Source organism: Variovorax sp. UC74_104 (assembly GCF_044055375.1).
Lineage (GTDB): Bacteria > Pseudomonadota > Gammaproteobacteria > Burkholderiales > Burkholderiaceae_C > Variovorax.
In genome coordinates, this window is sequence record NZ_CP171978.1 from 2,551,733 (window position 1) to 2,577,332 (window position 25,600).

Annotated in this window: 26 protein-coding genes, 5 tRNA genes and 1 pseudogene; 20 read left to right on the forward strand and 12 right to left on the reverse strand. The window is 66.2% G+C overall.

Annotation, left to right across the window (positions count from 1 at the left end; all coding sequences use genetic code 11):
- From ACHMXA_RS11905 to ACHMXA_RS11925, 5 genes are read left to right on the forward strand one after another with little or no spacing between them, the layout of a single operon-like run.
- A complete protein-coding gene (locus tag ACHMXA_RS11905) occupies positions 1 to 501 on the forward strand; it encodes an SDR family NAD(P)-dependent oxidoreductase (RefSeq protein WP_395320757.1) in 501 nt (166 codons plus the stop codon).
- Positions 429 to 752, forward strand: a complete 324-nt coding sequence (locus ACHMXA_RS11910) for an SDR family oxidoreductase (RefSeq protein WP_395320759.1) — start codon at positions 429 to 431, stop codon at positions 750 to 752. Before ACHMXA_RS11905 ends, ACHMXA_RS11910 begins: the two co-directional genes overlap by 73 nt.
- 53 nt (positions 753 to 805) lie before the next feature.
- A complete protein-coding gene (locus ACHMXA_RS11915; protein ID WP_176664572.1) occupies positions 806 to 1,582 on the forward strand; it encodes an SDR family NAD(P)-dependent oxidoreductase in 777 nt (258 codons plus the stop codon).
- On the forward strand, positions 1,579 to 2,112 hold the full coding sequence (locus ACHMXA_RS11920) for a MarR family winged helix-turn-helix transcriptional regulator (RefSeq protein WP_176664573.1): 534 nt from the start codon (positions 1,579 to 1,581) through the stop codon (positions 2,110 to 2,112). The genes ACHMXA_RS11915 and ACHMXA_RS11920 overlap by 4 nt, the downstream gene beginning before the upstream one ends.
- 2 nt (positions 2,113 to 2,114) lie before the next feature.
- On the forward strand, positions 2,115 to 2,549 hold the full coding sequence (locus ACHMXA_RS11925; protein WP_176664574.1) for a thioesterase family protein: 435 nt from the start codon (positions 2,115 to 2,117) through the stop codon (positions 2,547 to 2,549).
- 7 nt (positions 2,550 to 2,556) lie between these two features.
- Here ACHMXA_RS11925 and ACHMXA_RS11930 read toward each other — a convergent pair whose 3' ends face one another.
- Positions 2,557 to 2,952, reverse strand: a complete 396-nt coding sequence (locus ACHMXA_RS11930; RefSeq protein WP_176664575.1) for a hypothetical protein — start codon at positions 2,950 to 2,952, stop codon at positions 2,557 to 2,559.
- Positions 2,953 to 3,666: 714 nt separating this feature from the next.
- On the opposite strand from ACHMXA_RS11930, the gene ACHMXA_RS11935 reads away from it, so the two are divergent.
- The 4 genes from ACHMXA_RS11935 (at position 3,667) to ACHMXA_RS11950 (ending at position 4,719) form a co-directional block, all read left to right on the forward strand.
- Positions 3,667 to 3,743: transfer RNA gene (locus tag ACHMXA_RS11935), tRNA-Arg, on the forward strand.
- A 47-nt stretch (positions 3,744 to 3,790) separates the two neighbouring features.
- The gene (locus ACHMXA_RS11940; RefSeq protein ID WP_176664576.1) at positions 3,791 to 3,991 is read left to right on the forward strand and encodes a short-chain dehydrogenase; all 201 of its coding nucleotides are present in this window, start codon (positions 3,791 to 3,793) and stop codon (positions 3,989 to 3,991) included.
- Positions 3,992 to 4,021: 30 nt separating this feature from the next.
- A tRNA-His gene (locus ACHMXA_RS11945) sits at positions 4,022 to 4,095 on the forward strand.
- A gap of 60 nt (positions 4,096 to 4,155) precedes the next feature.
- Complete coding sequence (locus ACHMXA_RS11950; protein WP_395320763.1) at positions 4,156 to 4,719, forward strand: HNH endonuclease; 564 nt, start codon at positions 4,156 to 4,158, stop codon at positions 4,717 to 4,719.
- A 91-nt stretch (positions 4,720 to 4,810) separates the two neighbouring features.
- Here ACHMXA_RS11950 and ACHMXA_RS11955 read toward each other — a convergent pair whose 3' ends face one another.
- Complete coding sequence (locus tag ACHMXA_RS11955; protein WP_176664578.1) at positions 4,811 to 4,987, reverse strand: hypothetical protein; 177 nt, start codon at positions 4,985 to 4,987, stop codon at positions 4,811 to 4,813.
- 257 nt (positions 4,988 to 5,244) lie between these two features.
- Here ACHMXA_RS11955 and ACHMXA_RS11960 point away from each other — a divergent pair, with 257 nt between their 5' ends.
- Positions 5,245 to 5,664 (forward strand): hypothetical protein, encoded by a 420-nt coding sequence (locus tag ACHMXA_RS11960; RefSeq protein ID WP_395320764.1) that lies wholly within the window; start codon positions 5,245 to 5,247, stop codon positions 5,662 to 5,664.
- Between the two features lie 114 nt (positions 5,665 to 5,778).
- Here the strand turns inward: ACHMXA_RS11960 and ACHMXA_RS11965 are convergent.
- A tRNA-Lys gene (locus ACHMXA_RS11965) sits at positions 5,779 to 5,854 on the reverse strand.
- Positions 5,855 to 5,995: 141 nt separating this feature from the next.
- Between ACHMXA_RS11965 and ACHMXA_RS11970 the strand changes: the two genes are divergently transcribed.
- On the forward strand, positions 5,996 to 6,703 hold the full coding sequence (locus ACHMXA_RS11970) for an SDR family NAD(P)-dependent oxidoreductase (protein WP_395320765.1): 708 nt from the start codon (positions 5,996 to 5,998) through the stop codon (positions 6,701 to 6,703).
- A 194-nt stretch (positions 6,704 to 6,897) separates the two neighbouring features.
- Positions 6,898 to 7,002, forward strand: a tRNA-Leu gene (locus ACHMXA_RS11975).
- A 57-nt stretch (positions 7,003 to 7,059) separates the two neighbouring features.
- On the opposite strand, the gene ACHMXA_RS11980 is transcribed toward ACHMXA_RS11975, so the two are convergent.
- From ACHMXA_RS11980 to ACHMXA_RS11995, 4 genes are all read right to left on the reverse strand, one after another.
- On the reverse strand, positions 7,060 to 7,368 hold the full coding sequence (locus ACHMXA_RS11980; protein WP_176664581.1) for a hypothetical protein: 309 nt from the start codon (positions 7,366 to 7,368) through the stop codon (positions 7,060 to 7,062).
- Between the two features lie 89 nt (positions 7,369 to 7,457).
- Positions 7,458 to 7,688, reverse strand: a complete 231-nt coding sequence (locus tag ACHMXA_RS11985; RefSeq protein ID WP_176664582.1) for a hypothetical protein — start codon at positions 7,686 to 7,688, stop codon at positions 7,458 to 7,460.
- A gap of 499 nt (positions 7,689 to 8,187) precedes the next feature.
- The gene (locus ACHMXA_RS11990; protein ID WP_176664583.1) at positions 8,188 to 8,982 is read right to left on the reverse strand and encodes a serine protease; all 795 of its coding nucleotides are present in this window, start codon (positions 8,980 to 8,982) and stop codon (positions 8,188 to 8,190) included.
- 62 nt (positions 8,983 to 9,044) lie between these two features.
- A tRNA-Ala gene (locus ACHMXA_RS11995) sits at positions 9,045 to 9,120 on the reverse strand.
- A gap of 90 nt (positions 9,121 to 9,210) precedes the next feature.
- On the opposite strand from ACHMXA_RS11995, the gene ACHMXA_RS12000 reads away from it, so the two are divergent.
- Positions 9,211 to 10,077 carry an alpha/beta hydrolase gene (locus ACHMXA_RS12000; RefSeq protein WP_395320768.1) on the forward strand — a complete coding sequence of 289 codons (867 nt, stop codon included), beginning with the start codon at positions 9,211 to 9,213 and terminating at the stop codon, positions 10,075 to 10,077.
- A 9-nt stretch (positions 10,078 to 10,086) separates the two neighbouring features.
- Here ACHMXA_RS12000 and ACHMXA_RS12005 read toward each other — a convergent pair whose 3' ends face one another.
- Positions 10,087 to 11,064 carry a GMP reductase gene (locus ACHMXA_RS12005; protein ID WP_176664585.1) on the reverse strand — a complete coding sequence of 326 codons (978 nt, stop codon included), beginning with the start codon at positions 11,062 to 11,064 and terminating at the stop codon, positions 10,087 to 10,089.
- A gap of 294 nt (positions 11,065 to 11,358) precedes the next feature.
- Between ACHMXA_RS12005 and ACHMXA_RS12010 the strand changes: the two genes are divergently transcribed.
- Complete coding sequence (locus ACHMXA_RS12010; RefSeq protein WP_176664586.1) at positions 11,359 to 13,779, forward strand: UvrD-helicase domain-containing protein; 2,421 nt, start codon at positions 11,359 to 11,361, stop codon at positions 13,777 to 13,779.
- A gap of 37 nt (positions 13,780 to 13,816) precedes the next feature.
- On the opposite strand, the gene ACHMXA_RS12015 is transcribed toward ACHMXA_RS12010, so the two are convergent.
- The 3 genes from ACHMXA_RS12015 to ACHMXA_RS12025 all read right to left on the reverse strand — a co-directional run bounded on the left by ACHMXA_RS12015 (position 13,817) and on the right by ACHMXA_RS12025 (position 16,160).
- Positions 13,817 to 14,656: a BPSS1780 family membrane protein gene (locus ACHMXA_RS12015; RefSeq protein ID WP_176664587.1), complete on the reverse strand. Its 840-nt coding sequence runs from the start codon at positions 14,654 to 14,656 to the stop codon at positions 13,817 to 13,819.
- A 9-nt stretch (positions 14,657 to 14,665) separates the two neighbouring features.
- The gene (locus tag ACHMXA_RS12020) at positions 14,666 to 15,727 is read right to left on the reverse strand and encodes a homoserine kinase (protein ID WP_176664588.1); all 1,062 of its coding nucleotides are present in this window, start codon (positions 15,725 to 15,727) and stop codon (positions 14,666 to 14,668) included.
- Positions 15,728 to 15,788: 61 nt separating this feature from the next.
- Positions 15,789 to 16,160, reverse strand: a complete 372-nt coding sequence (locus ACHMXA_RS12025; protein WP_093198812.1) for a hypothetical protein — start codon at positions 16,158 to 16,160, stop codon at positions 15,789 to 15,791.
- 97 nt (positions 16,161 to 16,257) lie between these two features.
- On the opposite strand from ACHMXA_RS12025, the gene polA reads away from it, so the two are divergent.
- The 3 genes from polA to ACHMXA_RS12040 all read left to right on the forward strand — a co-directional run bounded on the left by polA (position 16,258) and on the right by ACHMXA_RS12040 (position 21,369).
- Positions 16,258 to 19,077, forward strand: a complete 2,820-nt coding sequence (polA, locus tag ACHMXA_RS12030; RefSeq protein WP_176664589.1) for a DNA polymerase I — start codon at positions 16,258 to 16,260, stop codon at positions 19,075 to 19,077.
- Between the two features lie 82 nt (positions 19,078 to 19,159).
- Complete coding sequence (locus ACHMXA_RS12035) at positions 19,160 to 20,452, forward strand: M20/M25/M40 family metallo-hydrolase (RefSeq protein WP_176664590.1); 1,293 nt, start codon at positions 19,160 to 19,162, stop codon at positions 20,450 to 20,452.
- Positions 20,453 to 20,466: 14 nt separating this feature from the next.
- Positions 20,467 to 21,369: a LysR family transcriptional regulator gene (locus ACHMXA_RS12040; RefSeq protein ID WP_176664591.1), complete on the forward strand. Its 903-nt coding sequence runs from the start codon at positions 20,467 to 20,469 to the stop codon at positions 21,367 to 21,369.
- Positions 21,370 to 21,394: 25 nt separating this feature from the next.
- On the opposite strand, the pseudogene ACHMXA_RS12045 reads toward ACHMXA_RS12040, so the two are convergent.
- Positions 21,395 to 22,607 (reverse strand): annotated as a pseudogene (locus tag ACHMXA_RS12045) (D-amino acid dehydrogenase).
- A gap of 195 nt (positions 22,608 to 22,802) precedes the next feature.
- Between ACHMXA_RS12045 and ACHMXA_RS12050 the strand changes: the two are divergent.
- The 3 genes from ACHMXA_RS12050 (at position 22,803) to ACHMXA_RS12060 (ending at position 25,559) form a co-directional block, all read left to right on the forward strand.
- Positions 22,803 to 23,693, forward strand: a complete 891-nt coding sequence (locus ACHMXA_RS12050) for a transporter substrate-binding domain-containing protein (protein ID WP_176664593.1) — start codon at positions 22,803 to 22,805, stop codon at positions 23,691 to 23,693.
- A 116-nt stretch (positions 23,694 to 23,809) separates the two neighbouring features.
- Positions 23,810 to 24,559, forward strand: a complete 750-nt coding sequence (locus ACHMXA_RS12055) for an aspartate/glutamate racemase family protein (RefSeq protein WP_176664594.1) — start codon at positions 23,810 to 23,812, stop codon at positions 24,557 to 24,559.
- Positions 24,560 to 24,662: 103 nt separating this feature from the next.
- Complete coding sequence (locus ACHMXA_RS12060) at positions 24,663 to 25,559, forward strand: dienelactone hydrolase family protein (protein WP_176664595.1); 897 nt, start codon at positions 24,663 to 24,665, stop codon at positions 25,557 to 25,559.
- The last annotated feature ends 41 nt before the right edge of the window (positions 25,560 to 25,600 follow it).

Sequence of the window (25,600 nt, forward strand, 5' to 3'; positions counted from 1 at the left end):
ATGACGAACCTGGCGCCGCAGCTTCCTCTTTCCGGGCGCGTGGCGTTCGTGACGGGAGCGGGGCAGGGCCTGGGCGCGGCCATCGCGAGAGGGCTGGCACAGGCGGGCGCGCGGGTGGCGCTGGCCGACATCGAGCTGCCGGCGGTCGGGGCCGTGGCCGGCGAGATCGGCGGGTTCGCGCTGCGGCTCGACGTGCGCGACGAAGCGGCATTCCGCGAGTGCTTCGACAGGGCCGTCGCGCATTTCGGCTGCGTCGACATCTTGGTCAACAACGCGGCGCGCACGCCATCGACCTCGCTGTGGGACATCACGCCCGAGGAGTGGGACGACGTGCTGGCCATCAACCTGCGCGGCAGCTTCTTCGGCTGCCGCATCGCGGGCGCCACATGCGTGAGCGCGGCGGGGGCCGAATCGTCAACCTCGGTTCGATGGCCGGGCAGCAGGCGAGCAGCGCGACAGGCGTGCATTACGCGGCGAGCAAGGCCGGGATGCTGGCGCTGACGCGGTCGTTCGCGCAGGAACTGGCGCCTCATGGCGTGACGGTGAACGCGCTGGCCCCGGCGGCGATCCAAAGCCCCGCGCTCGATGCAATGGAACCTGCGCGGCTGCAGGCGCTGCAGGCGGGCATTCCGCTCGGGCGTTTCGGGCTGGCCGAGGAGGTGGCGGCGGCCGTGGTCTACCTGGCTTCTCCTGCGGCGGCCTTCATGACCGGCGCGACGCTGGACCTCAACGGCGGCCGTTTCATGCGCTGACAAGGCTTGCCGGGCCATCCGGTTAAAATGGTTCAGAACTAAATCATTCAGGTATGCAATCAAATTCACTGACTGGCCGGCACGCCCTCGTCACGGGCGCTGCACGCGGCATCGGGGCGGAGATCGCCCGCACGCTGGCTGCCGAAGGCGCCACGCTGACATTGCTGGGTCGTGACCGCGAGGCGCTGCAGCGGGTGGCGGATTCGCTGGCCGGCAGCGGGCACGGCGTCGTCGCCGCGGACGTGGCGAGCCCGGAGGCCGTGCAGGCGGCGTTTGCCGAGGCCCGGGCGGCACGCGGGCCGGTCGTGGTGCTCGTCAACAATGCGGGCGCTGCGGAGAGCGCGCCCTTCCTCAAGACCTCCTTCGAGCTCTGGCAGCGGATGCTGTCGGTCAACCTCACGGGCAGCTTCCTCTGCGCGCAGGCGGCGCTGCCGGACATGCTCGACGCCGGCTGGGGCCGCATCGTCAACATCGCCAGCACGGCGGGGCAGAAGGGCTATGCCTACGTGGCGGCCTACACCGCGGCCAAGCACGGCGTGGTCGGGCTCACGCGCTCGCTGGCGCTGGAGGTGGCGCGCAAGGGCATCACGGTGAACGCCGTGTGCCCGGGCTATACCGACACCGACATCCTGCGCAACAGCGTCGCCAACGTGGTCGGCAAGACGGGGCGCAGCGAGGCCGATGCGCTGGCGGAGTTCTCCAGCGTCAATCCGCAGAAGCGCATCGTGCAGCCGGCCGAAGTGGCCGATGCCGTTCGCTGGCTGTGCGGCGAGGGTGCCGCATCGGTCACCGGGCAGTCGATCTCGGTTTCAGGGGGAGAAGTGACATGAGCACACGCAACGACGCCTCGCATGCCGTGCTGAGCGATGCGGAAGAGCTGGGCCACGAGGCCCGCGCCGGCCACGACGATCACGCGGTGCTCAAGCTGTGGCTGCGCATGCTGGCCAGCACCACGCAGATCGAGTCCGAAATCCGCCGCCGGCTGCGCGAGCGGTTCGGCATCTCGCTGGCGCGCTTCGACTACATGGCGCAGCTCTACCGCTACAAGGACGGCCTGAAGATGCGCGTGCTGTCGCGCTACCTGATGGTGACCGGCGGCAACGTCACCGGCCTGACCGACGAACTCGAGCGCGAAGGCATGGTGGCGCGCTCGCCCAGCCCCGACGACCGCCGGGCCTGGATCGTGAGTCTCACGCCCACGGGCCGCCGCACCTTCGAGACCATGGCGAGCGAGCACGAGCAGTGGATCCTCGAGATGTTCTCGGGGCTCGACATGAAGACCGTTAAGCAGCTGCACACCCAGTTGGGCCTGCTGCGCGTGCACGTGATGCGCGGCGAGCCGGCAGGCGAGGAGGGCTGAGCGTGGCCGGCGCAAAAGAGTTCTGCAGGCCGCGGCTGATCCGCTTCTCGGACTGCGATCCGGCAGGCATCGTCTTCTATCCGCAGTACTTCGTGATGCTTAACGGCCTCGTCGAAGACTGGGTGAACGAAGGCCTGGGCCTGAGCTACCACGGGCTGGTGGCGCAGCGGCGCATCGGCCTGCCCACGGTGAAGCTCGAGGTCGATTTCCGCGCGGTGAGCCGCATGGGCGACCAGGTGATGCTGGGGCTGGCCGTGGAGCGTCTCGGCTCCCGCTCGATGACCTTGCGCGTGCGCTGCTTCGAGCCGGTGAGCGGCGAAGTGCGCATGCAGATGCAGCAGGTGCTGGTGACGACGTCGCTGGAGACCCATCGGGCCGTCGAAATTCCGGACGACATGCGCGCGGCCATCGTGCGCAACGCCCCCGAGCTGGGCTGAGGCTTCTTCAGGACGCGGGCTCGCTGCCGGCAGCGGCGTCCTGCGCGCGCTTCTTCAGCCAGCCCGCGAGTTCCTTCTTTCCCTTGGCGTTGGCATTGCGCCAGGCTTCGCGGGCCGCGGCGACGAAGCGTTCCTCGGCAGCATCCGGCACTTCGCTGGGCCGGTCTTCCTCGTCGAGCCAGCCGAGCTCGACGCCGCAGTGCTTTTCGATCTGCCTCGCCAGGTTGTCGCCAATGGGACGGGAGCTCTTGATCTGGCTCCACATGCTGGGGGAAATCTCGATCTTCTTCGCGAACGCCTGGTCCAGCCCCTTGGCTGGCAAGCCTGCGGCAACGGCCTCTTCGAGAAAGCGGCGGTGCAGCGCAAGCGCATTGCGGCGACGCGCGACGGTGATATTGGGCACTGTTCAAAAACAACAACAAGACAAAAAAAGATTGTCCCGGTTGTTGACGCAGTCGTAAACACTATTTACAGTTGCCCTCAATCGCGGCCCCAAGCCGTACCATTTTTCCAACCCCTAACGGCCGACAGCGGCAATTTTTGACTCAGGACCCATCGTGAACACCGCACTGAACCTCACCAGCATTCGACCCGCTTCGGGTCGCTCGCTCGTGCGCGTCTGGGCGTGCGGTGGTTTCGTCGGCATGCCGTCGGTCCGATCGAGCCAGCACCGGAGCCGCGCGTATTCCACGAAAGCCGCAGCCAGCCTGCGTTTTGGAAAACTCGAGGATCAGGTGCTACCGGGTGGAGGTTGCGCATAGGCGCACACCTTCCAAGCTCTCTCATGTGGAGGCCCGGAAACCGCAAGGTTCCGGGCCTTTTGTTTTGGTTTTTCATTTCGGGTGTGCCTTCACCACACCGCCAGAACCCACCGCGTAGACGGTCTGGCGGGATGTGCAGGAACTGATCACTCCTGTGCAGCGACGTCGTACGGGACAGCGCCCAGCGTGCTGTCCGTCGCGTGAGGACACAACCGAAATGGAAAGCGAATCACCGTTTTTCGAGCAAGACAACAGAACCCGAGCGGGACAGGGCCATGCAGATGGCCCTCCCGCGGAAACCGGCCGCAAAGATTGGGCGGCGCCGGAACTCGTAACCGGACACTTTTTGTTTACGACCCGCGTTAGCTCAATGGATCAGAGCACTTGCCTACGAAGCAAGGGGTTGCACGTTCGAGTCGTGCACGTGGGGCCATTTCTTCGCTTTTTTGTTCGCTGTCACATCACCGAGGAGCAATCGCCATGCGCAAGCGCAATACCCCGATCCGGATGATCGCCGTCCGCCCGGCACAGCCGCGCGAGCGCAGCACGGTGCTGGGCCTGGTTCGGCGCTTCGGCCTCATGGCCGGTCCCCGCACCCCGAGTTCGTGCGAGCAGGGGCGCGAGTCGCCGCTTGAAGCACTCGATCTCGACCAGCGCGTTCGCGCGGTCGGCGAGTGGTAGCTGGTCACCCGTCTGTTCTTCGTCTTCATGGTGCGCGTAGCTCAATGGCAGAGCCGCGGGTTGTGGTCCCGCTGACGACGGTTCGATTCCGTTCGTGTACCCCATGGCTTCTTGCCTTCATTCATCAACAACCCCGCAACCGTCGCCGCGAAAGGAGGCGATTCATGCACCCTCACGTCCTGCAACTCGATATTCAGGGCACGCCGCAAGCCTGGATCTCGCTGGAGCAGGCGGTGTTGCACTACGCGACCGGCTCGGTCGCCTGGGAAGACGGCGATCAGCCGCTGGCCACGCTGCGCGGCGGATTCAACATGGCGCGTGGTGCGCAGTCGCGCATCGAGGTGGCACCGATCATCGCGCTGCGCGGTGCGTCGAAGATCAACCTCTTCGACGTGATTCCGAGCGTCACCAAGAGCAAGCTGCTGCGCCGCGACCGCTACACCTGCGCCTACTGCGCAGGCGTCTTCCACGAGCGCGACCTGCAATGCGAGCACGTGCTGCCCGAATCGCGCGGAGGTCCGTGGACCTGGACCAATCTCGTGAGCGCATGCGCGGCCTGCAACAACCGCAAGGCCGCGCGCACGCCGGAGGAGGCAGGCATGCCGCTGGTGTATCTGCCTTACGTGCCAAGCCGCTACGAGAACTTCCTGCTCGAAGGCCGCAACATCCGTGCGGACGTGCATGAGTGGCTGGCGAAGCGGCTGCCCAAGGGCTCGCGGCTTCAGTAGGGGCTGGATGGTGATCCTGTCCTGCGCCCATGAAAAAAGCCCGCTGTCCTCGGGACGGCGGGCTTTTGCTCGTATGGACGGGGCCGAGTGGTCAGCGCCCGATGCCGAAGAAGCGGTAGGCGACCACGCCGGCTGCTGCCAGGCCGCCCACGATGGCCAGGATCACCTTGGCCGCACGGCCCGAGCCGCGCTTCGAGCGTGGCCAGTGGTCCGGCCCGATCAGGTCGATGGGAACGGTGGGTTTGCCTATGTCGGACGCCTTTTCCATGGGAGGAAATATAGCTCACGCCCGAGGCGTGGTCCGAGGCCGGGCGCATTCTGTCGCCTCGATGCATCGTCCTCGAGTCCGGCCGCGGCCAGACAAAAAAATACCCGCATGAGCGGGCCGAACGAGCCTTGGCGGCTTCGAATTTGCTATCCCTGGGTCTTTCTTGTTCGATGCGTGACAGCAGGTGCAAGATGCCACGTCGGATGGAGGTAGCTTGTAACTCGAAGGCGAGCGGCATGTAGCCGATGGAGTAAACCGTGAAATATTTCCTTATGAACAAAGAAATCATTCTCGAAAGCCTGAAGCGTGCATTGGAGAGTTGGGTTCGCAATGCTTCGGCAGCGCAGCTGTGGCAGGTGCATCAGGAGGGCGGTCTCGGCGCGTCGATCGAGGCGGACGACGACGTGGTGCAGGTGCGCATCGTCCTCGGCGGCTCACGAGATGCGTTGTCGGCCATCGGCAAGACCGATGGGCGATTGCCCGTCACCGAAGCCTTTCTCGGCAGCGCCGCCTGGGGAGCGCCGCCGGCGCAGGGCAGTCCGGAACGAGAGCAGTGGTTCCTGTCGAGCGAACTTGCGCAGACGCATGCGCGCCAGTACCTGGTGGCCGAGGTGAGCGAGCGACATGACTCGCTCGAGCGCTGCGTCGACGAGTGGATCGCGCTGCGGGAGAGCTGAGCCCGAAGCGGGCTGGTGACCGGCGCAGCCAAAGAAGAAAAAGCCTCCTCACGAAGGTCATGAGGAGGCTTGGACGAAAAAATAGCGCGGAGACCGCGCTATTTTTAGTGTTGGTGGTGGGCCCTGAGTGACTCGAACACTCGACCTACGGATTAAGAGTCCGCTGCTCTACCAACTGAGCTAAGAGCCCTTGCTTTGAAAACGTTTAGTGTTTTCTGGCAAGACCACGAGTATATCCCAGAAATCGAGCTTGTCCAAAAAATTTGTGACTTGCAGCGTTAGGATTCGTCATCAACGATGGGGCAGGGCCCCTCAACCCAGGAGAACTTCGATGACTGACGCCAGCACCACGCCACATGTCCTGATCACCGGCGCCGCAGGCGCACTGGGCCGCGCGGTAGCCCAGCACTTCATCGATCAGGGCGCGCGCCTCGCGTTGGTCGATCACCACGCGGGTCGTCTGGCTGAAGTGTTCCCGGGACTCGACAACTCGCGGCACCTCCTGCTGTCCGGCGACGTGACTTCCACGGCCGAGATGGCGGCTCTTGCGGAACAGGCGCTCAAGTCCTTCGGGCGCATCGATACGCTGGTGCATATCGCGGGTGGCTTCGAGATGGGCGAGGCGACGCACGCGCTCACGCGAGCAAGCTGGGACCGCATGATGAACCTCAACGCCTGGTCGTTCGTCGCGGTGACGCAGGCAGTGCTGCCCTCGATGATCGAGCGGCGCGCCGGCAGCGTCATTGCCGTCACCGCCAAGGTGGCGGCGCGCGGCGTGCCGGCGATGGCCGCGTACATCGCCTCGAAGAGCGCGCTGCAGCGCCTGGTGGAAGCGATGGCGGCGGAAGCGGCGCCACATGGCGTCAACGTCAACAGCGTGGCTCCCAGCGTGCTCGATACGCCAGCGAACCGGCAGGCGATGCCTGATGCGAATCCTGCCGAATGGGTGTCGACCTCGGTCGCCGCACAGACCATCGCATTCCTCGCGTCGCCGGGTGCTGCTGCGCTGCACGGGCAGCACCTGACGCTCGATGCCTGAGCGAAAAGAGAAAAGGCCTTGGCGGATGCCAAGGCCTTTTCGTGTCGGTTGGTGGAGTGGCTCGAACGTGGACTGTACAGGCGACTCGGATGAAGGCTCAGAAAGAGCATCGCGTGCCGCTTTCGACGCATGCCATCGCGCTCATCAAGGTGCAGCCTCAGATTAAGGGCAATGAGCTGGTCTTCCCAGCTCCTCGAGGCGGCGTGTTGGGGACGGCCTTGTGAAACGTGTTCCACGCGAAACGCAGGGGACTCAAAATCCTCCGCACGCGAGGCGTGCCGGTTCGATTCCGGCCTCGGGCAATACCGGCGTGACAGGCCGGTATTCGCCCGGGGCCGACCCCCCGTCCTTGGCACTCAGGTTTGCAGCTTCTTGGCCCACTTGCCGAGGTGTGCTAGACAGATCCCCGAAAGGGCGAGTATGGCCAACGCGACCCAGCCGGCGACGGTCTCGGGGACCATCATTCGCAGCCACCAAGGCAGCGCTGCCAAGAAGTCCGGCGGGACGATGCCGGTGCGAGCGGACATCCGTTCGACCTTTCCGCCGATGCGATCAAGACGCAAGCCCAGCACTGCGAGAAGCCCGGCCAGGGAGAACAACGCTCGGCCCACCGCATTGAATGCGGCGGGGTAAGAAACGAGCAGACCGAAGAACCACTCAGGCATTGCATCCCTTCGTCGGGAGTGCGAAGCATCGCACGCCTGCAACGCGACCCGCAACTCAGTTCGCTCAAGCCGATCAACTTCGAACGGTTTCAGACCTGAACGGCTGCAACAAGGAGGCGCCAGCGAACGGCGCTGCCGTTGTTGTGCTGATGGTGGTTCTGCGGTGGCAAGGCGTGATCCTTCGCAATCCCAATCTCATCACCGCAACCTGTGCAGCGGTAAATCCCTGCGTCAGGCGCCGCGGTTCCGGGTGTTCTGTCGGTATCAAAGTTTCCGTGCTGAGACTGAGTCAGATGGGTGCCGTACTTGTACAAAGCCATGATGTCTCCTCCGCGCCAAATTGCGCGGGAAGATCGTGCGCGCGGCAGGCGGACCCGTTGAAGAGGGTCGACCCTCTCGCCCGTTTCGGGGATGGACAAGGCCGCCGGAACTCGTTCCACGCGAAACCTGTAGCCTCGGAGCATGAATTTTTTGCCCATCTATGTCACCGACGAAGAGCTTGCATTCATCTGCTCGCCACTCGTACAGCGTGGTGGGAGAGCGGGGAGCAGAGCTGTTCATCCCCAGCGTGCCCGGCACGATCGTTCCGAATCACGCGATGGCCGCGGCCGGAGGCGGCACCACCATCTACAACCGAACGGTGGGCGATGTGGCCACGAAGCATGGTGATTGAGGCCATGAAAGTCGTGCAAAACCAGCAGGCCGCGCGGTATGCGCGCAGTCGTGATTTCGGAGGTGTGGTTGCATGACGCTGATCGCAAACCTTGCAACAGCCGATGTACGCGTCAAGGCGTTCGAGTCGATAGATGCTCTCGTGTGTCAGCCGCCGGTTTGGAGTATGCCGATAGCCTGCAGAGCGAAAGAGATATCGGTCCCCTGCAACAACTTCTGCCGCTCTTTGTGGGCGACGGCTACACCCACAACCGGGAAGCCGAATCTGAAGTCGTTTTCATCCTCGCTATGGAATTGCCATATTGGCCCCCCACTCATGCCTTGGGGCTTCGGGAACACAACCGCTTCCTTCTGAGCGTTGATTCCCGATTTCCGGTCAAAGTTGAGTAGCAGATGGTCTTGGGTGGGCAAATTCAACTCGGAATACACACTTTCGTCCGCTGAGTGACCGAAGTAGGCATATGCTTTTGCGCGGATCTCCCCGTGCGCACGACGAAATTCGTTCTTTGATGAGGGAAAACCAAGAACGGCAAAGTCGCGCCCTATACGTGGTAACAACCTAGGACGAAGCTCATGGATTTCGAATGCGAGTCGCTCGATCTCCCGGTATGGCGGCCGCGGCGTGCCGGGGGCGAGGCGCACGACTGCTACATCAATATTGTCTTGGTCACGGGGCACATTTTTGCCGCTATGACATAGCTGGCCGAGCACTTCCGTCCTGATGTTTGATCCGCTATAAAAATAAAGTCGCCCTTCCGACCTCAGGTCGAGGACATGGGCGGCTGAAACCAAGTAGTCGGCTGGCCCCAACTGCACCAAGAACGCTGTGCCAACTTGCTCGGGCAAGCCGTTCCAGTTGTCAATGTAGAGAGGAATGACGTAATGCGTCATCACGTCGGCTGCGCGGGAGAACATCTGGGGTTCGAATCGCTGCTCAGCCATGGCGGGTTCAGTGGTGGGTAGAAAGCAAAACGGGCCTTCCAGGCCCGTTGTTGCTAGCGAAATGGTGGAGAGGAGGAGGATCGAACTCCCGACCTCCGCATTGCGAACGCGGCGCTCTCCCAGCTGAGCTACCCCCCCAACGCAAGGCGAATTTTAACCAAAACTCCCGTTTTGGCGCATGCCGCCGTGCCAAGATGCGCGCCTCGCGAAACACGGAGCAAAGACTGCATGGCCTCGTTCGACCCCGCCTGGCTGGAAGGCATGTACAACAACCTCGCGCGGGTCAGGAACCACCCCGCGTATTTCGAGCGCTGGGCGAAGGAATCCGCTGCGGCGCGCGAAGCCCTTCCGGCCCGCATCGACGTGCCCTACGGCCAGGGCGTGAACGAGACGCTCGACATCTTTCCCGCGCCGGTGCCCGATGCGCCTGTGCTGGTCTTCATCCACGGCGGCTACTGGCGAGCGATGGACAAGAAAGACCACTCCTTCATCGCCCCGGCCTTCAACGATCGCGGCATCTGCGTGGTCCAGCCCAACTACGCGCTCTGCCCCGGCACTTCGGAGCAGCCCGTCACTGTGCCCGGCATCCTGCTGCAGATGGTGCGTGCGCTCGAATGGACGTGGCGCCACATCGCTGATCACGGCGGCGACCCGGCACGGATCACCGTCGCGGGCCACTCGGCGGGCGGCCACATGGCGGCGGCGCTGCTGGCCTGCGACTGGAAGGCCGTCGCGCCCGACCTGCCTGCGCATCTGGTGCGCAACGCGCTGTCGATCTCGGGCCTCTACGATCTTCGCCCGCTGCAGCGCACGCCGTTCCTCGAGAACACGCTGAAGCTGACCGACGCCGATGTCCTGCGCGCCAGCCCCGCCTTGTGGCCGGCGCCGAAGCGCGGCCAGCTGTACACGGTGGCCGGCGGCAGCGAGAGCGAAGAATTCATCCGCCACAACGCGATGATCCGCGACGCGTGGGGCCGCAACACCGTGCCGGTGTGCGAGGTGCTCCCGGGGCTCAACCACTTCGACGTGGTGGACGCGCTCGCCGATCCGGCGCATTCGCTGCACCGGCACGCGGTGCAGCTCCTGGAAGCCTGAGGAGGGCCGTTACATCAGCAGGTGCTCGCCGGCGTTGTCGCCGCCGAGCGTGACGTAGTTGACCTTGCGGATGTCCATCAGCGCGCGGCCACCCGCGTAGCTGATAGAGCTCTGCACGTCCTGCTCCATCTCGATCAGCGTGTCGGCCAGCTTGCCCTTGATGGGTTCGAGGATGCGCTTGCCCTCGACGTGCTTGTACTCGCCCTTGTTGAAGTCGCTGGCCGAGCCGTAGTACTCCTTGAAGAGCTTGCCTTCGACCTCGACGGTCTTGCCGGGCGACTCCTCGTGCCCCGCGAACAGCGAGCCGATCATGACCATCGACGCGCCGAAGCGCACGCTCTTGGCGATGTCGCCGTGGTCGCGGATGCCGCCGTCGGCAATGATCGGCTTGGTCGCCACGCGGGCGCACCACTTGAGCGCCGACAGCTGCCAGCCGCCCGTGCCGAAGCCGGTCTTGAGCTTGGTGATGCAGACCTTGCCCGGGCCGATGCCGACCTTGGTCGCGTCGGCGCCCCAGTTCTCGAGGTCGATCACCGCCTCGGGCGTGCCGACGTTGCCGGCGATCACGAAGGTCTTCGGCAGCTTCTGCTTGAGGTAGCCGATCATGTTCTTCACGCTGTCGGCGTGGCCGTGCGCGATGTCGATCGTGACGTACTCGGGCACGAGGCCCTGGGCCACCAGCTGGTCGATGGTGTCGTAGTCCGCCTTCTTCACGCCCAGCGAGATGGAGGCGAACACGCCCTTGCCCTGCATGTCCTTGACGAACTCGACGTTGTCGAGGTCGAAGCGGTGCATCACGTAGAAGTAGCCGTTCTGTGCCAGCCACAGGCAGATCGACTCGTCCACCACCGTCTTCATGTTGGCGGGAACCACCGGCAGGCGGAAGCAGCGCTCGCCCAGCGTGACGCTGGTGTCGCACTCGGAACGGCTCTCCACGCGGCACTTGCGCGGGAGGAGGAGGATGTTGTCGTAGTCGAAAATCTGCATGACCAGGCTCCAGTAAATATGGCCCCCCGGCTTGCCACTGCGTGTGCTTCGCCACCCCCCGAGGGGGAGGCTCGAGCCGCCTTGGGGCGGCCCGGCGGCGGCCGGGATCGTTGAAAGAAACGAATGAGCGCTTGGTCCGGCCGGCTTCTGCAGTACGTTTCGCGAAGGAAACGCCCACAAAAAAACCGGGCGCAAGAAACTTGGGCCCGGTGATTGATTTTACGCGGACTCGCGAAGCCGGGTCTTCCGCTTCTTTATATAACCCGCATACGCCGTGGTTTCTACAATTGGAGGATGTTGTTTAACGATCCTGCGGCCGACGCCCATCCCCCAGCGCTGCCGCTGCTCCAGAACCTGAACGCGGAGCAGCTTGCCGCGGTCACGTTGCCCGAAGGCAACGCCCTCATCCTGGCAGGCGCCGGATCCGGCAAGACGCGCGTGCTCACCACCCGCATCGCCTGGCTGCTGCAGACCGGCCAGGTCTCCGCCGGCGGCATCCTCGCCGTGACCTTCACCAACAAGGCCGCCAAGGAAATGATGACGCGCCTTACGGCGATGCTGCCCGTCAACGTGCGCGGCATGTGGATCGGCACCTTCCACGGCCTGTGCAACCGCCTGCTGCGCGCGCACTGGAAGCTCGCCAACCTGCCTTCCACCTTCCAGATCCTCGACACGCAGGACCAGCTCTCGGCCATCAAGCGCCTGATGAAGCAGTTCAACGTCGACGACGAGCGATTCCCCGCCAAGCAGACCCAGTGGTTCATCGCCGGCGCCAAGGAAGACGGCCTGCGCCCCGACGCGATCGAGGTGCGCAACGACGACGACCGCAAGAAGGTCGAGCTCTACCGCCTCTACGAAGAGCAGTGCCAGCGCGAAGGCGTGGTCGACTTCGGCGAGCTCATGCTGCGCAGCTACGAGCTGCTGCGCGACAACGAACCGGTGCGCGAGCACTACCAGCGGCGCTTCCGCCACATCCTGATCGACGAGTTCCAGGACACCAACCGCCTGCAGTACGCGTGGATCAAGATGCTCGCGGGCAACACCGTCGAGGGCCGCTTCGTGCCGGGCCAGCACAACAGCGTGATCGCCGTGGGCGACGACGACCAGAGCATCTATGCCTTCCGCGGTGCGCGCGTGGGCAACATGACCGACTTCGTGCGCGAGTTCGACGTGCGCCACCAGATCAAGCTGGAGCAGAACTACCGCAGCTACAGCAACATCCTCGATTCCGCCAACGAGCTCATCGGCCACAACAAGAAGCGCCTGGGCAAGAACCTGCGCACCGACCAGGGCCCCGGCGAGCCCGTGCGCGTGTACGAGGCACCCACCGACCTCGCCGAGGCGCAGTGGATGGTCGAGGAAATGCGCCAGCTCGTGCGCGACGGCTACGAGCGCAAGGAAATGGCCGTGCTCTACCGCAGCAATGCGCAGAGCCGGGTGATCGAAACCGCGCTCTTCAATGCCTCGGTGCCGTACCGCGTGTACGGCGGCCTGCGCTTCTTCGAGCGTGCCGAAATCAAGCACGCGCTGGCCTACCTGCGGCTGCTGGAGAACAAGGACGACGACACCAGCTTCCTGCGTGTCGTCAACTTCCCGCCGCGCGGCATCGGCGCGCGCACGCTCGAAACCCTGCAGGACGCTGCGCGCGCAGCCAACCGTTCGCTGCACGACGCGGTGAGCGTGGTCGGCGGCAAGGCCGGTGCCAACCTCACGGGCTTCGTCGCCAAGATCGACGTGCTGCGCGAGCAGACCCAGGGTGCGAGCCTGCGCGAGATCATCGAGCTGGTTCTCGACCACAGCGGACTCGTCGAGCACTACAGGGCCGACCGCGAAGGCGCCGACCGCATCGAGAACCTGGACGAACTGGTGAACGCGGCCGAGAGCTTCGTCACGCAGGAGGGCTTCGGCCGCGACGCCGTGGCGCTGCCTGTGGACGAACTGCGCCAGTCGCCCGCGAGCCAGGGCCTGGACCCCAACCGCCCGGTGCTCGACGAGCCGCTCGCGCCCGACGCCGAGACCGGCGAAACGCTGAGCCCGCTGGCCGCCTTCCTCACGCATGCCGCGCTCGAATCCGGCGACAACCAGGCGCAGGCGGGCCAGGACGCGGTGCAGCTCATGACCGTGCACGCCGCCAAGGGCCTGGAGTTCGACTGCGTGTTCATCACGGGCATGGAAGAGGGCCTGTTCCCGCACGAGAACTCGATGAGCGACTTCGAGAGCCTCGAGGAAGAGCGCCGGCTGATGTACGTGGCGATCACGCGCGCCCGCAAGCGCCTGTACCTGAGCCATTCGCAGACCCGCATGCTGCACGGCCAGACCCGCTACAACCTCAAGAGCCGCTTCTTCGACGAGCTACCAGAGGGCGCCCTCAAGTGGCTCACGCCCAAGAACCAGGGCTTCGCGCCCTCGGCCTTCGGCTATGGCGGCGGCTACGGCAGCACGCGCGGCGGCTCGGGCGGATACGGTGGCGGCTACGGCGGCAGTTCGGGCGGAAGCCGCGACAAGGACACCTTCGCCAGCCCGCCCGTGCCGCCGCAGAAGACCGCGCCCTCGCACGGCCTGCGCTCGGGCATGCAGGTGTTCCACAACAAGTTCGGCGAAGGCACGGTGACCGCACTGGAAGGCACCGGCGACGACGCGCGTGCACAGGTCAAGTTCGCGCGCCACGGCGTGAAGTGGCTGGCGCTGTCGGTGGCCAAGCTCACGCCGATCTGAGGCTGCCGGGCGGGAGCGCTGCCGGCCGCGGCGGCGCTCAGTCCGGGTTGAAGGTGTCGCGGAAGGTGAACCAGTTCGACGCCTGCGCCATCGCGGCGAGCGTCATCACCGTGCCGAGCATCAGGATGTTGCCGGCGGTCATTGCGCCGGTGCCCGAGCCCAGCGAGCCCACGCCGATCACGACGGTGCCGACCAGCGCCGCCGCGAGCAGGCCGAGCAGGAGCACGCCGCACCATGCGAGCCAGTACAGCGCATAGGCGCCGAAATTGCGGAACATCGCGACCAGGCTGAAGAAGATGCTCTTCACCGGCTCCACGCGATGCCAGTGAACCAGCGCGGGCGCATGCCAGATGGCGGCGATCAGGGGCAGCGTCAGGCACATCTGCAGCAGGTTGGCCACCTGGAAGCGGCTGCTTTCCATCACTTCCTTGGCGGGAGCCTCGCCGGTGAAGTAGCTGCGCATGAACTGGCCGCCATCGACGACCGCGGTCACGAACACCGTCAGCAGGCAGTACACCGCCGAGATCACGCCCAGCACCGCCAGCGAGCGCCATTCCGCCCGCATGGCCTGTGCGACCGACAGGAACATGAGCGCGCCGGTCGGCTTCCTGGGACCGGGAGTGCCGTCAGCGGCCGCGGCCTTGTCGCTGGCGGAGGCATCGGCCACCGAGGCCGCGACCATGAAGCCCAGCGTGGAGAAGGGCAGCAGCACGAAGGGAAGAAACCTGCCGATCACCGGCAGCTGAGAGATCGTCGAGATCAGCGCCATGAACAGCATGAACAGCGACACGAAGGCCAGCGGCTGCCGCCAGAAGTTCTTGAGCCCGAGGCGGACCCATTCCACGCCGGTTCGCGCCGGCACGAGGTTGAGTTTCATGTGTGAAGGTCAGGCAGCCAGCAGCGGCTCGAGGGCCTGCGCCACGGCATGCGGATGGGTGGCGCGGTCGCGCAGCACGCGCTCGAAGTGCGTGGGGTCATGGGGCTTGAGCATGCTCGCCTCGCGCGGCAGATGGAAGTCCCAGAGACGGGAGATCCAGAAGCGCAGCGCCGCGGCACGCAGCATCGCGGGCAGCAGCGCGCGTTCGGCGGCATTCAGCGCGCGCACGGACTCGTAGGCCGACAGCAGCGCGTCGGCGCGCTCGGGGTCATGGCGGCCGGTGGGCAGGTCGATGGCCCAGTCGTTCAGGCACACGGCCAGGTCGAACAGCCAGGTGTCTGTGCCGGCGAAGTAGAAATCGAACACGCCGGTCAGGCGCGGCGCCGCGCCGGGCTCGCCGTCGGTTGCGAACATCACGTTGTCGCGGAACATGTCGGCGTGCACCGGACCGCGCGGCAGCGCCGCATAGGCCGACGATTCGGCGACGTGGTTCTGGTAGGCCAACTCGGCGCGCAGCAGGTTCGCCTGCGATTCCTCGATGTACGGCAGCACCACCGGCACCGTTTCGTTCCACCAGGGCAGCCCGCGCAGGTTCGGCTGGATGCGGGGGTAGTCGCGCCCCGCGAGGTGCATGCGCGCCAGCATCGATCCCAGCTCGGTGCAGTGCGCCGCGGTTGGAGCCAGTTCGCTGCGGCCAGAGAGCTTCTGCACCACCGCCGCCGGCTTGCCGGCCACGAGGTGCAGCAGGTCGCATGAAGCCTCGGCGGGCACCGGCGGTTGCTGGCCCTTGCGGGGCTTGCCGGCAGCTTCGGCCTCGGGCAGCGCAACAGGCGCGGGCACCGGCAGGCCGGCGTCCGCCAGGTGCTTCATCAGACAAAGGTAGTAAGGCAACTGCTCGGCGCTCAGGCGCTCGAACAGCGTCAGCACGAACTCGCCGGACTCGGTGGTCGCGAAGTAGTTGGTGTTCTCGATGCCACCCTCGATGCCGCGCAGATCGCGCAGCGGGCCCAGGCCCAGGCTCTGGACGAGCGCGTCTGCCTCGCCGAAGCCGACTTCGGTAAAAACTGCCATGGAGGTACTCAGCGCTGCATTGCTGCCGCGATAACCGGAAGGGAGACTGCCTCCATCACGGTCAGAACTTCATCACGTTCCAGACGCGGGGGCCGTTGGCGCCCGTTTCGCTCGAACCCTGGCGGCCCGTGGCGGCATCGGCCGGCAGCACTTCGTAGCCCGGCATGTTCGACTTGGGCTTGACGTTGATGCTCTGCGTACGGCCGCCGTAGCGGACTTCGTCGACCGAGGCGCCGCTGTCCTCGGTGTGGATGTGCTCGACCTTCTGGTTGCGTCGGCCTTCGGCCTTGGCCTGCTCCTGATTTGGGAGCGCTTCGGCCGGAGCCGCCGCCGGGGCGGGCGCCGCTTGTTGCGCCTGCACGGCGGCAAAGGGGGTTGCGAAGGCCAGCGCCAGCAGGATGCGGCGGGCGACCAGGAGTGTGGAGCTAGGCATGCAGGCATTGTAGGCGCGCGCCCGGTTCCGGGGCGTCGGTTGGCACCTCGTGGCGTCGTGGTTCCGGGGGCTGTCGCGGGCACGGCAAAATGCCCCGATGACCGACAAGAAAACGCTGCTGCTCGTCGATGGCTCGAGCTACCTCTACCGCGCCTTCCACGCCATGCCCGACCTGCGGGCCGTGCCCGGCGACCCGAAGAGCCCGGCGACCGGCGCCATCCGCGGAATGATCAACATGATGACCGCGCTGCGCCGCGAGGTGCGCGCCGACTACGCAGCCTGCATCTTCGACGCGCCCGGCAAGACCTTCCGCGACGACTGGTACCCCGAGTACAAGGCCAACCGCTCGCCCATGCCCGACGACCTGCGCAGCCAGATCGACCCCATCCACGAAGTGGTGAAGCTGCTCGGCTGGCCCGTGCTCAGCGTGCCCGACGTGGAGGCCGACGACGTCATCGGCACGCTCGCCCGGATCGCCGCCTCGCAGGGCGTCGAGGTCATCGTCTCCAGCGGCGACAAGGACCTGAGCCAGCTGGTCGACGAGCACATCACCATCATCGACACCATGAACGGCAAGCGGCGCGACGTAGCCGGCGTCACGGCCGAGTTCGGCGTGCCGCCCAGCCTGATGATCGACTACCAGACGCTGGTGGGCGACTCGGTCGACAACGTGCCCGGCGTGCCGAAGGTCGGCCCTAAGACCGCTGCCAAGTGGCTGCTCGAATACGGCTCGCTCGACGCCTTGATCGAGCGCGCCGCCGAGGTGAAGGGTGCCGCGGGCGAGAACCTGCGCAACGCCCTCGAGCAGCTGCCGCTGAGCCGGCGCCTCGTGACCATCCGCACCGACTGCGACCTCGACGGCCACGTCACCGGCCTGCCCTCGCTCGATGGCCTGCCGGTGGGCGCGCCGCAGACGGCCGAGCTCAAGCCCTTCTACGAGAAGTTCGGCTTCAAGAGCCTGGTCAAGGCGCTCGAGGCGCAGGCCGTGCCGCCCGAACTGATCGAGGAGAACCTCAAGAAGAAGGCGGCTTCCGGGAAGGTCGATACCGACCAGGGCGGCCTGTTCGACGAGCCCTCCGACATGCAGGCGCTGGAAGCCGCCGCGCCCGCGAGCAACCTGAAGTACGAGACCATCACGACCTGGGAGCAGTTCGAGGCCTGGCTCGCGAAGCTCGAGGCGGCTGAGCTTGCCGCCATCGACACCGAGACCACCTCGCTCGACGAGATGGTCGCGCAGATCGTCGGCATCAGCTTCAGCGTGACGCCCGGCGAGGCCGCCTACATTCCGCTCACGCACAACTACCCCGATGCGCCCGAGCAGCTGCCCATCGACGAGGTGCTGGCGAAGCTCAAGCCCTGGCTGGAGAACGGCGCGAAGAAGAAGCTCGGCCAGCACATCAAGTACGACCGGCACGTGTTCGCCAACCACGGCATCGAGGTGCAGGGCTACGCGCACGACACCATGCTGCAGAGCTACGTGCTCGAAGTGCACAAGCCGCACGGCCTTTCGAGCCTGGCCGAGCGCCACCTGGGCCGCAGCGGCATCTCGTACGAAGACCTGTGCGGCAAGGGCGCGCACCAGATCCCGTTCAGCCAGGTCGACATCGCCAAGGCCGCCGAATACTCGTGCGAGGACAGCGACCAGACGCTGGACGTGCACAACACGCTCTGGCCGCGCCTGCAGGCCGACGAGAAGCTGCTCTTCATCTACCAGCTCGAGATGGATTCGAGCGAGGCCCTCTACCGCGTGGAGCGCAACGGAGTGCTGATCGACGCGCCCACGCTGGCCGCGCAGAGCCATGAGCTCGGCAAGCGCATCATGGAGCTGGAGCAGGAGGCCTACGAGATCGCCGGCCAGCCCTTCAACCTCGGCTCGCCCAAGCAGATCGGCGAGATCTTCTTCACCAAGCTGGGCCTGCCCGTGGTCAAGAAGACGCCCAGCGGCGCGCCCAGCACCGACGAAGAGGTGCTCGAGAAGCTCGCTGAAGACTATCCGCTGCCGGCCAAGATCCTCGAGCACCGCAGCCTCTCCAAGCTCAAGGGCACCTATACCGACAAGCTCGGCCAGCTCGCCAACCCGCGCACGGGCCGCGTGCACACGCACTATGCGCAGGCGGTGGCAGTCACGGGTCGGCTGTCGAGCAACGACCCGAACCTGCAGAACATCCCGATCCGCACACCCGAGGGCCGGCGCGTGCGCGAGGCCTTCGTGGCGCCGGCGGGCAGCGTGATCGCCAGCGCCGACTACTCGCAGATCGAGCTGCGCATCATGGCCCACATCAGCGGCGACGAATCGCTGCTGCGCGCCTTCACCGAAGGCATCGACGTGCACCGCGCGACGGCCGCCGAGGTGTTCGGCTCCACGCCCGACCAGGTGTCGAGCGAGCAGCGCCGCTACGCCAAGGTCATCAACTTCGGCCTGATTTACGGCATGAGCAGCTTCGGCCTCGCCAAGAACCTGGGCATCGAGAACAAGGCTGCGGCTTCGTACATCGAGCGCTACTTCGCTCGCTACCCGGGCGTGAAGGCCTACATGGACGAGACCAAGGCGCTGGCGAAGGAGCAAGGCTACGTCGAAACCGTGTTCGGCCGGCGCCTGTACCTGCCCGAGATCAACTCGCCCAACGGCCCGCGCCGCGGCGGCGCGGAGCGCGCGGCCATCAACGCGCCGATGCAGGGCACCGCGGCCGACCTCATCAAGCTCAGCATGGTCAAGGTACAGAACGTGCTTGACGAAGAGAAGCGCGCCACCCGGATGATCATGCAGGTGCACGACGAACTGGTGTTCGAGGTGCCCGAGGCCGAGATCGAATGGGTGCGCACCGAGATCCCGCGCATCATGGCGGGCGTTGCCTCGCTGAAGGTGCCGCTGCTGGCCGAGATCGGCGTCGGTCCCAACTGGGACAAGGCGCACTGAAAGAGAACATCAAGAAGAAGAGAGCAGGGAACGGACAAGGACGAGACAACCAGTCAGCCACACAAGGAAGAAACGCAAGAACATGAACCGATTCCCGCACCGCCAATTCCTGCTCGCCGCCGTCTGCGCCGCCTTCCTCGGCAGCGCCTTCGCGGCGCCCGATGCGAAGATCGCCGCGCTCGCCGCCAAGGAAAAGCCCGCCCTGCTCGACACGCTGAAGGAGCTGGTCTCCATCGAGTCCGGCAGCCGCGACCTCGACGGCCTGGAGAAGATCTCCGACCTCATCGCCGCGAAGTTCAAGGCGCTGGGAGGCGAGGTCGAGCTGATCGATCCGAGCGCGGAGGCCTATCGCATGGAAGACACGCCCGAGAAGATCGGCCGCGCGGTGCGTGCCACCTTCAAGGGCACGGGCAAGAAGAAGATCCTGCTGATCGCGCACATGGACACGGTCTACACCGTGGGCATGCTCAACAAGCAGCCCTTCCGCATCGAGGGCGACAGGGCCTACGGCCTGGGCATCGCCGACGACAAGCAGGGCGTGGCCGTCATCACGCACATCGTGTCGATGCTGCAGGCGATGAAGTTCAAGGACTACGGCACGCTCACCGTGCTCATCAACGGCGACGAGGAAATCAGCTCGCCCGGCGCTCGTGCGCTCATCACGCGCATGGGCAGCGAGCACGACGCGGTGCTGTCCTTCGAAGGTGCCTCGGTGAAGGAAGACAAGCTCTCGCTCGCCACCGCGGGCATCGCATCGGTCACGCTGAACGTCACCGGCAAGGCCTCGCACGCGGGCTCGGCGCCCGAGCTGGGCGTGAATGCGCTGTACGAGCTGTCGCACCAGATCCTGCAGATGCGCGACCTGTCCGACCCGGCCACGGGGCTGAAGATGAACTGGACCATCTCCAAGTCGGGCAGCAACCGCAACGTGATCCCGGCCAGCGCCACCGCCGCGGCCGACGTGCGCGTGCTCAAGGTGAGCGACTACGACCGCATCGAGCAGCAGGTGAACGAGCGCGTGAAGAAGCAGCTCATTCCCGAGGCCAAGGTCGAGCTGAAGTTCGAGCGCCGCCGTCCGCCGCTGGAGTCCTCCGACGCTTCGATCGCCATGGCACGCCACGCGCAGCAGATCTACAAAGACGAACTCGGCCTGCCGCTGGGCGCCGACGACAAGGCCGCCGGCGGCGGCACCGATGCGGCCTTCGCCGCGCTCAAGACCAAGGCGCCGGTTGTCGAGCGTTTCGGCCTGCAGGGCTTCGGCGCGCACTCGGCCGATGCCGAGTACGTGCTGGTCAATTCGATCGAGCCGCGCCTGTACCTCGGCACGCGCATAGTGATGGACCTCGCCCGAGGCAAGGCGTCCTCGGGCAACTGAACCCTTCGCTCGCAATGCGACTGCGCCACATCGAGGTCTTCAACGCGATCATGCTCACGGGCAGCGTGAGCGCGGCGGCGCGGCTCATCAACATCACGCAGCCGGCGGTGAGCCGCACGCTGCAGCATGCCGAGCTGCAGCTGGGCTTTCCGCTGTTCCAGCGGGCCAAGGGCCGGCTCACGCCGACCACCGAGGCGCTCACGCTGTATCCGCACATCGAGCGGCTGTTCGCGCAGCTCGACGAGGTGCAGCGGCTGGCCTCCAACCTGCGCACGGCCGGCGACACCGGCGAGCTGCGCATCCTGAGCGTGCTGGCGCTGAGCTACGACATCCTGCCGCGCGCGCTCAAGGCATTCCGCGAGAAGCATCCGGGCTATGCGATCACGGTGGAGTCGCTGCATTCGCCGCAGATCATGTCGGCGCTGCTGCTGCAGGAGGCCGACGTGGGCTTCGCCTTCAGCCCGGCGGTGCATCCCTCGCTCACGCAGGAGACGCTGGCCGACAGCCGCATGGTGTGCATCGCGCCCAAGGGCATGCTGCCGCGCACGCTGGTGCGCAACGGCTCGGTGGCGCTGCACGATCTCGTCGACCGGCCGGTGATCGGCCTGGACAGCCGCGACCCCGTGGGCACCAGCCTGAGCCAGGCCTGCCGGCAGGCGGGCGTGGGCTTCCAGCAGGCGGTGGTGACGGTGCAGACCTACCACGCGGCGCTGGCCATGGCGCACCACGGCATCGGCATCGCGCTGGTGGACGGCTGCACGGCGCGCTCGGCCGACCGCGAGAAGGTCGACGTGCTGATGCTGGAGCCCCGGATCCCGGTGCCTATCCGCGCGCTGCGTTTCGCTGCGCGGCCCGACTCGGTGGCGGTGCGCGGCATCACGCGCTGCATGCAGGAAGCGATTCAGGAAACGATCTAGGACCTAGCGAGGCCCTGGGCCCTGGTCAGGCCTGCAGTTCCTGCGCGACGCGCAGCGCCGAGCCGAAGGCCAGCGTGAAGCCCAGAGCCCCGTGGCCCGTGTTGAACAGCATGTTCGACGGGGCGCTGCCGAGCCGTCCGATGATCGGCAGCCCCTTGGGTGTGGCGGGGCGCATGCCGGTCCAGGGATGCAGTTCCTTCGAGCCGGCTCGCATGCGGGAAGAGGGCGCGCGTGGCGGCCACCAGCGTCTCGATGCGTGTGGCCGGAATGCTCGCGTCGTGGCCCACCAGCTCGGCCATGCCCGCCACGCGCAGGCGCGAGCCGATGCGTGCGAACACCACCTTGCGCGCGCTGTCCGTCACGTTCACATGCGGTGCCGCGCCCGGCGCGGAATCGACGTCCACCGTGATGCTGTAGCCCTTGAGCGGATACACCGGCAGATAGGCCCCGAGCGCGCGGCCCAGCCTGTGCGACGCGGAGCCCAGCGCCATGACGAAGGCGTCGGCCTCCACGTCGCCGTCGCCGGTGCGTGCCGCGGCGATGCGGTTTCCGCTGCGCACGAAGCCCTGCACCTCGGCGCCGGACATGAAGCCCACGCCGCGCGTGCCCAACGCCTTCGTCAGCTCGGTGCACACCTTGAGGCAGTCGGCGGCGCATTCGCTGGGCGTATGGACGGCGCCCGCCATCCGGTCGCGGTAGCTTGCGAGCGCGGGCTCGATGGCGATGCATTCCTCGGGCGTCACCAGCCGCTGCTCGCTGCCCATGGCGCGCTGCAGTTCAAGCTGGGCGCGGGCGCCTTCGAGCGATGCCTGGCTCGCATACAGCACCAGCTTGCCGGTGGCGGAGAAATCGCAGTCGGGCGAAAGCTCGGCACGCATCGCCTCGAACTCGACGCGGCTCGAGGCGGCCAGTTCCAGCAGCCTGGCCGTGGTGTCGCGCGAGGTGCGCGCGTTGCAGGCCGCAAGGAACTCCATGCCCCAACGCCACTGCAGCGGATCGAGCTGCGGCCGCAGCTTGAGCGGCGAGTTGGGCGACAGCAGCAGCTTGGGCAGCTGCTTCCAGATCGAGGGGTCGGCCAGCGGCTGCACGTACGAATAGCTGAGCTGCGCGCCGTTGCCGCCGCTCGCGCCCGAGCCGGGGGCGGCGCGGTCGATCACGGTGACCTGATGGCCCCGGCGTTCGAGCTGCCAGGCGGTCGCCAGGCCCACGATGCCGGCGCCGAGCACACACACATGCATGGGGCGACTTTCCGCAAGGAGATTGATTAGAGAACCGAGGCTCGGACTGTAGGCGCGCTCGGCTGCGGGCGGAAATGCCAAAAGAACCCCCGCCCATAACCTTTGGGCATGGGCCAGGTTTCAATTGGAATTGTCGTTTTGCGTCGCTACTTCCTACACTGGCCGCCTGTTCAGTCCAACCGAATGAAGGCTCGAATGAAACTCTCCGTCCTGATGTCTTCCCTGGCCGCCACGGTGCTTTTCACCGCCACGGGCGCGCAGGCCGCCGATACGCTGGCCAAGATCGCCGAGTCCGGCAAGATCACGCTCTCCTATCGGGAGTCGTCGGTGCCCTTCAGCTACCTGGACGGCCCCAACAAGCCGATCGGGATGGCGGTGGACCTTTCCAACGCCGTGGTCGAGGCGGTGAAGAAGAAGCTGAACAAGCCCAACCTGCAGGTGGCGCTCATGCCCGTGACCTCGCAGAACCGCATTCCGCTCATCACCAACGGCACGGTCGACCTGGAGTGCGGCTCCACCACCAACAACACCGCGCGCGGCAAGGACGTGGCCTTCGCCATCAACCACTTCTACACGGGCACGCGCCTGCTGGTGAAGAAGTCGTCGAAGATCAAGAACTACGCCGACCTCGCGAAGAAGACTGTGGCCAGCACCACCGGCACCACCAATGCGCTGGTCATGCGGAAGTACAACGCCGAGAAGAACCTCGGCATGGACATCGTGCTCGGCAAAGACCATGCCGATTCCTTCCTGCTGGTCGAGAGCGACCGCGCCGCGGCCTTCGCCATGGACGACATCCTGCTGTACGGCCTGATCGCCAATGCCAAGGCGCCGGGCGACTTCGAGGTGGTGGGCGAGTCGCTGCAGGTCGAACCCTACGCCTGCATGCTGCCCAAGGACGACCCGGCCTTCAAGAAGCTGGTGGACGACACCTTCGCCGGCATGATGAAGAGCGGCGAGTTCGAGAAGCTCTACGACAAGTGGTTCATGCAGCCGATTCCGCCGAAGAACGTGCCGCTGAACCTGCCGATGAGCCCGCAGCTCAAGGAAAACCTCAAGGCCCTGAGCGACAAGCCCGCGACTTGAGTTCATCCCCCAGGCTGCGCGCACTTCGGGTCGCGCACGCCTTCCCCCTCCGGGGCAATGCCAGCGGCCCGGCAAAGCCGGTTCCGCGGTATTCCTGAAACAGAGATAGAAAGATCATGAGTTCGACCAGCGTCGTTGGCATTCTTGGCGGCATGGGCCCCGCGGCGGGTGCCGACTTCGTGCGGCTCTTCGTGCAGGCCTGCACGCAGCAGATGCGTGCGCGCGGCGAGCCGGTGCGCGACCAGGCCTTTCCCGAGCACTGGCTCGCGCAGGTGCCGGTGCCCGACCGCACCGAGGCACTGGCTTCGGCCGATCAGGGCGCGCACCAGCCGCTGGAGCCGATGCTGCAGGCACTGGGCCGCCTGGCCGCGCTCGGCAGCCGCACCGTGGCCATCGCCTGCAACACCGCGCATGCCTGGCACGCGAGCCTGCAGGAGCGCTTTCCGCAGGTCGAGCTGCTGCACATGGCACGCGAGACGGCGCAGCACCTTACCCGCCAGGGCGCGACCGGCGTGGCGCTGATGGCCACCGAAGGCACCTACCGCATCCGCCTCTACGAGAAGGCGCTGGCCGAGGAAGGCCTGGAATGCCATGTGCCGCTGCCCGAGGAGCGGCAGATCATCACGCGCGGCATCTTCGAGGGCGTGAAGGCCGGCAACATGCAGCTCGCCGAGCAGTGCTTCTCCGATGTGGCGCTGCGGCTGGCCGGGCGCCATGGCCCCGTCTCCATCGTCATGGGCTGCACCGAGGTGCCGCTGGGCCTGCAGGGCTCGGCCGCGGTGGCCGGGCTCGATCTCGTCGACCCCGCGCAGGTGCTGGCAGCCGCGCTGGCGCGACGGGCCTACGGGGCGCCGCAACCCCACTGAGACCAGGGGGCATGCAGGCCCCGGCCGATTTCGCCTACATTGCGGCGTGCGTTTTTCCATGGCGCAACGTCCCTTGTACGACGATCCAACCGGAGCCCACTACATGCCTCTCGACGACAGCCGTTCCGACTTCGACTCGCTTCGCCCCGGCGAAAGCACAGAGCAGGGCGCCACGCGCCGCACCGCCCTCAAGGCCGCCATCGGCGTGGGCTACGCGGCCGCGGTGATGCCGGTGATGGCGCAGACCGCCATCAGCACCCCGGCCGATGGCCTGAAGGCCGGCCCCATCAAGTACGCCGTCGGAGACTTCGAGGTGCCCGCCTATGCAGCGGCGCCCGCCGGCAAGACCGGCCTGCCCGTGATCCTGGTGATCCAGGAAATCTTCGGCGTGCACGAATACATCGCCGACACCTGCCGCCGCTTCGCCAAGCTCGGCTACCTGGCCATCGCGCCCGAGCTGTATGCCCGCCAGGGCGACCCGCGCGGCTACACCGACATCCCGAAGCTGCAGGCCGACATCGTCAGCAAGGTGCCCGACGCGCAGGTCATGGCCGACCTCGACGGCGCCCTGGCCTATGCCAAGGCCAACGGCGGCGACACCAGCAAGGCGGGCATCACCGGCTTCTGCTGGGGCGGTCGCATCGTCTGGCTCTATGCGGCCACCGGCAAGGTCAAGGCGGGCGTGGCCTGGTACGGCCGGCTGGTCGGCCAGGCCAGCGAACTGACGCCGAAGCATCCCGTCGATGTGGCCGCCGGCCTGCAGGCGCCGGTGCTCGGCCTCTACGGCGGAAAAGACCAGGGCATCCCCCTTGACACGGTTGATAAGATGAAAGCAGCTCTGGCCAACGGAACTCCGGCGGCCAAGGCGTCGAGCTTCGTGGTGTATCCGGAAGCAGGCCACGCGTTCCATGCCGACTACCGCCCCAGCTACGTCAAGAGCGCGGCGGAAGACGGCTGGCAACGCGCCGCGGCCTGGTTCAAAGCCAATGGCGTCGCCTGAAGACGGCGCCCTGTAGCCACCCCCGCCGAAGGCCGTCGAAT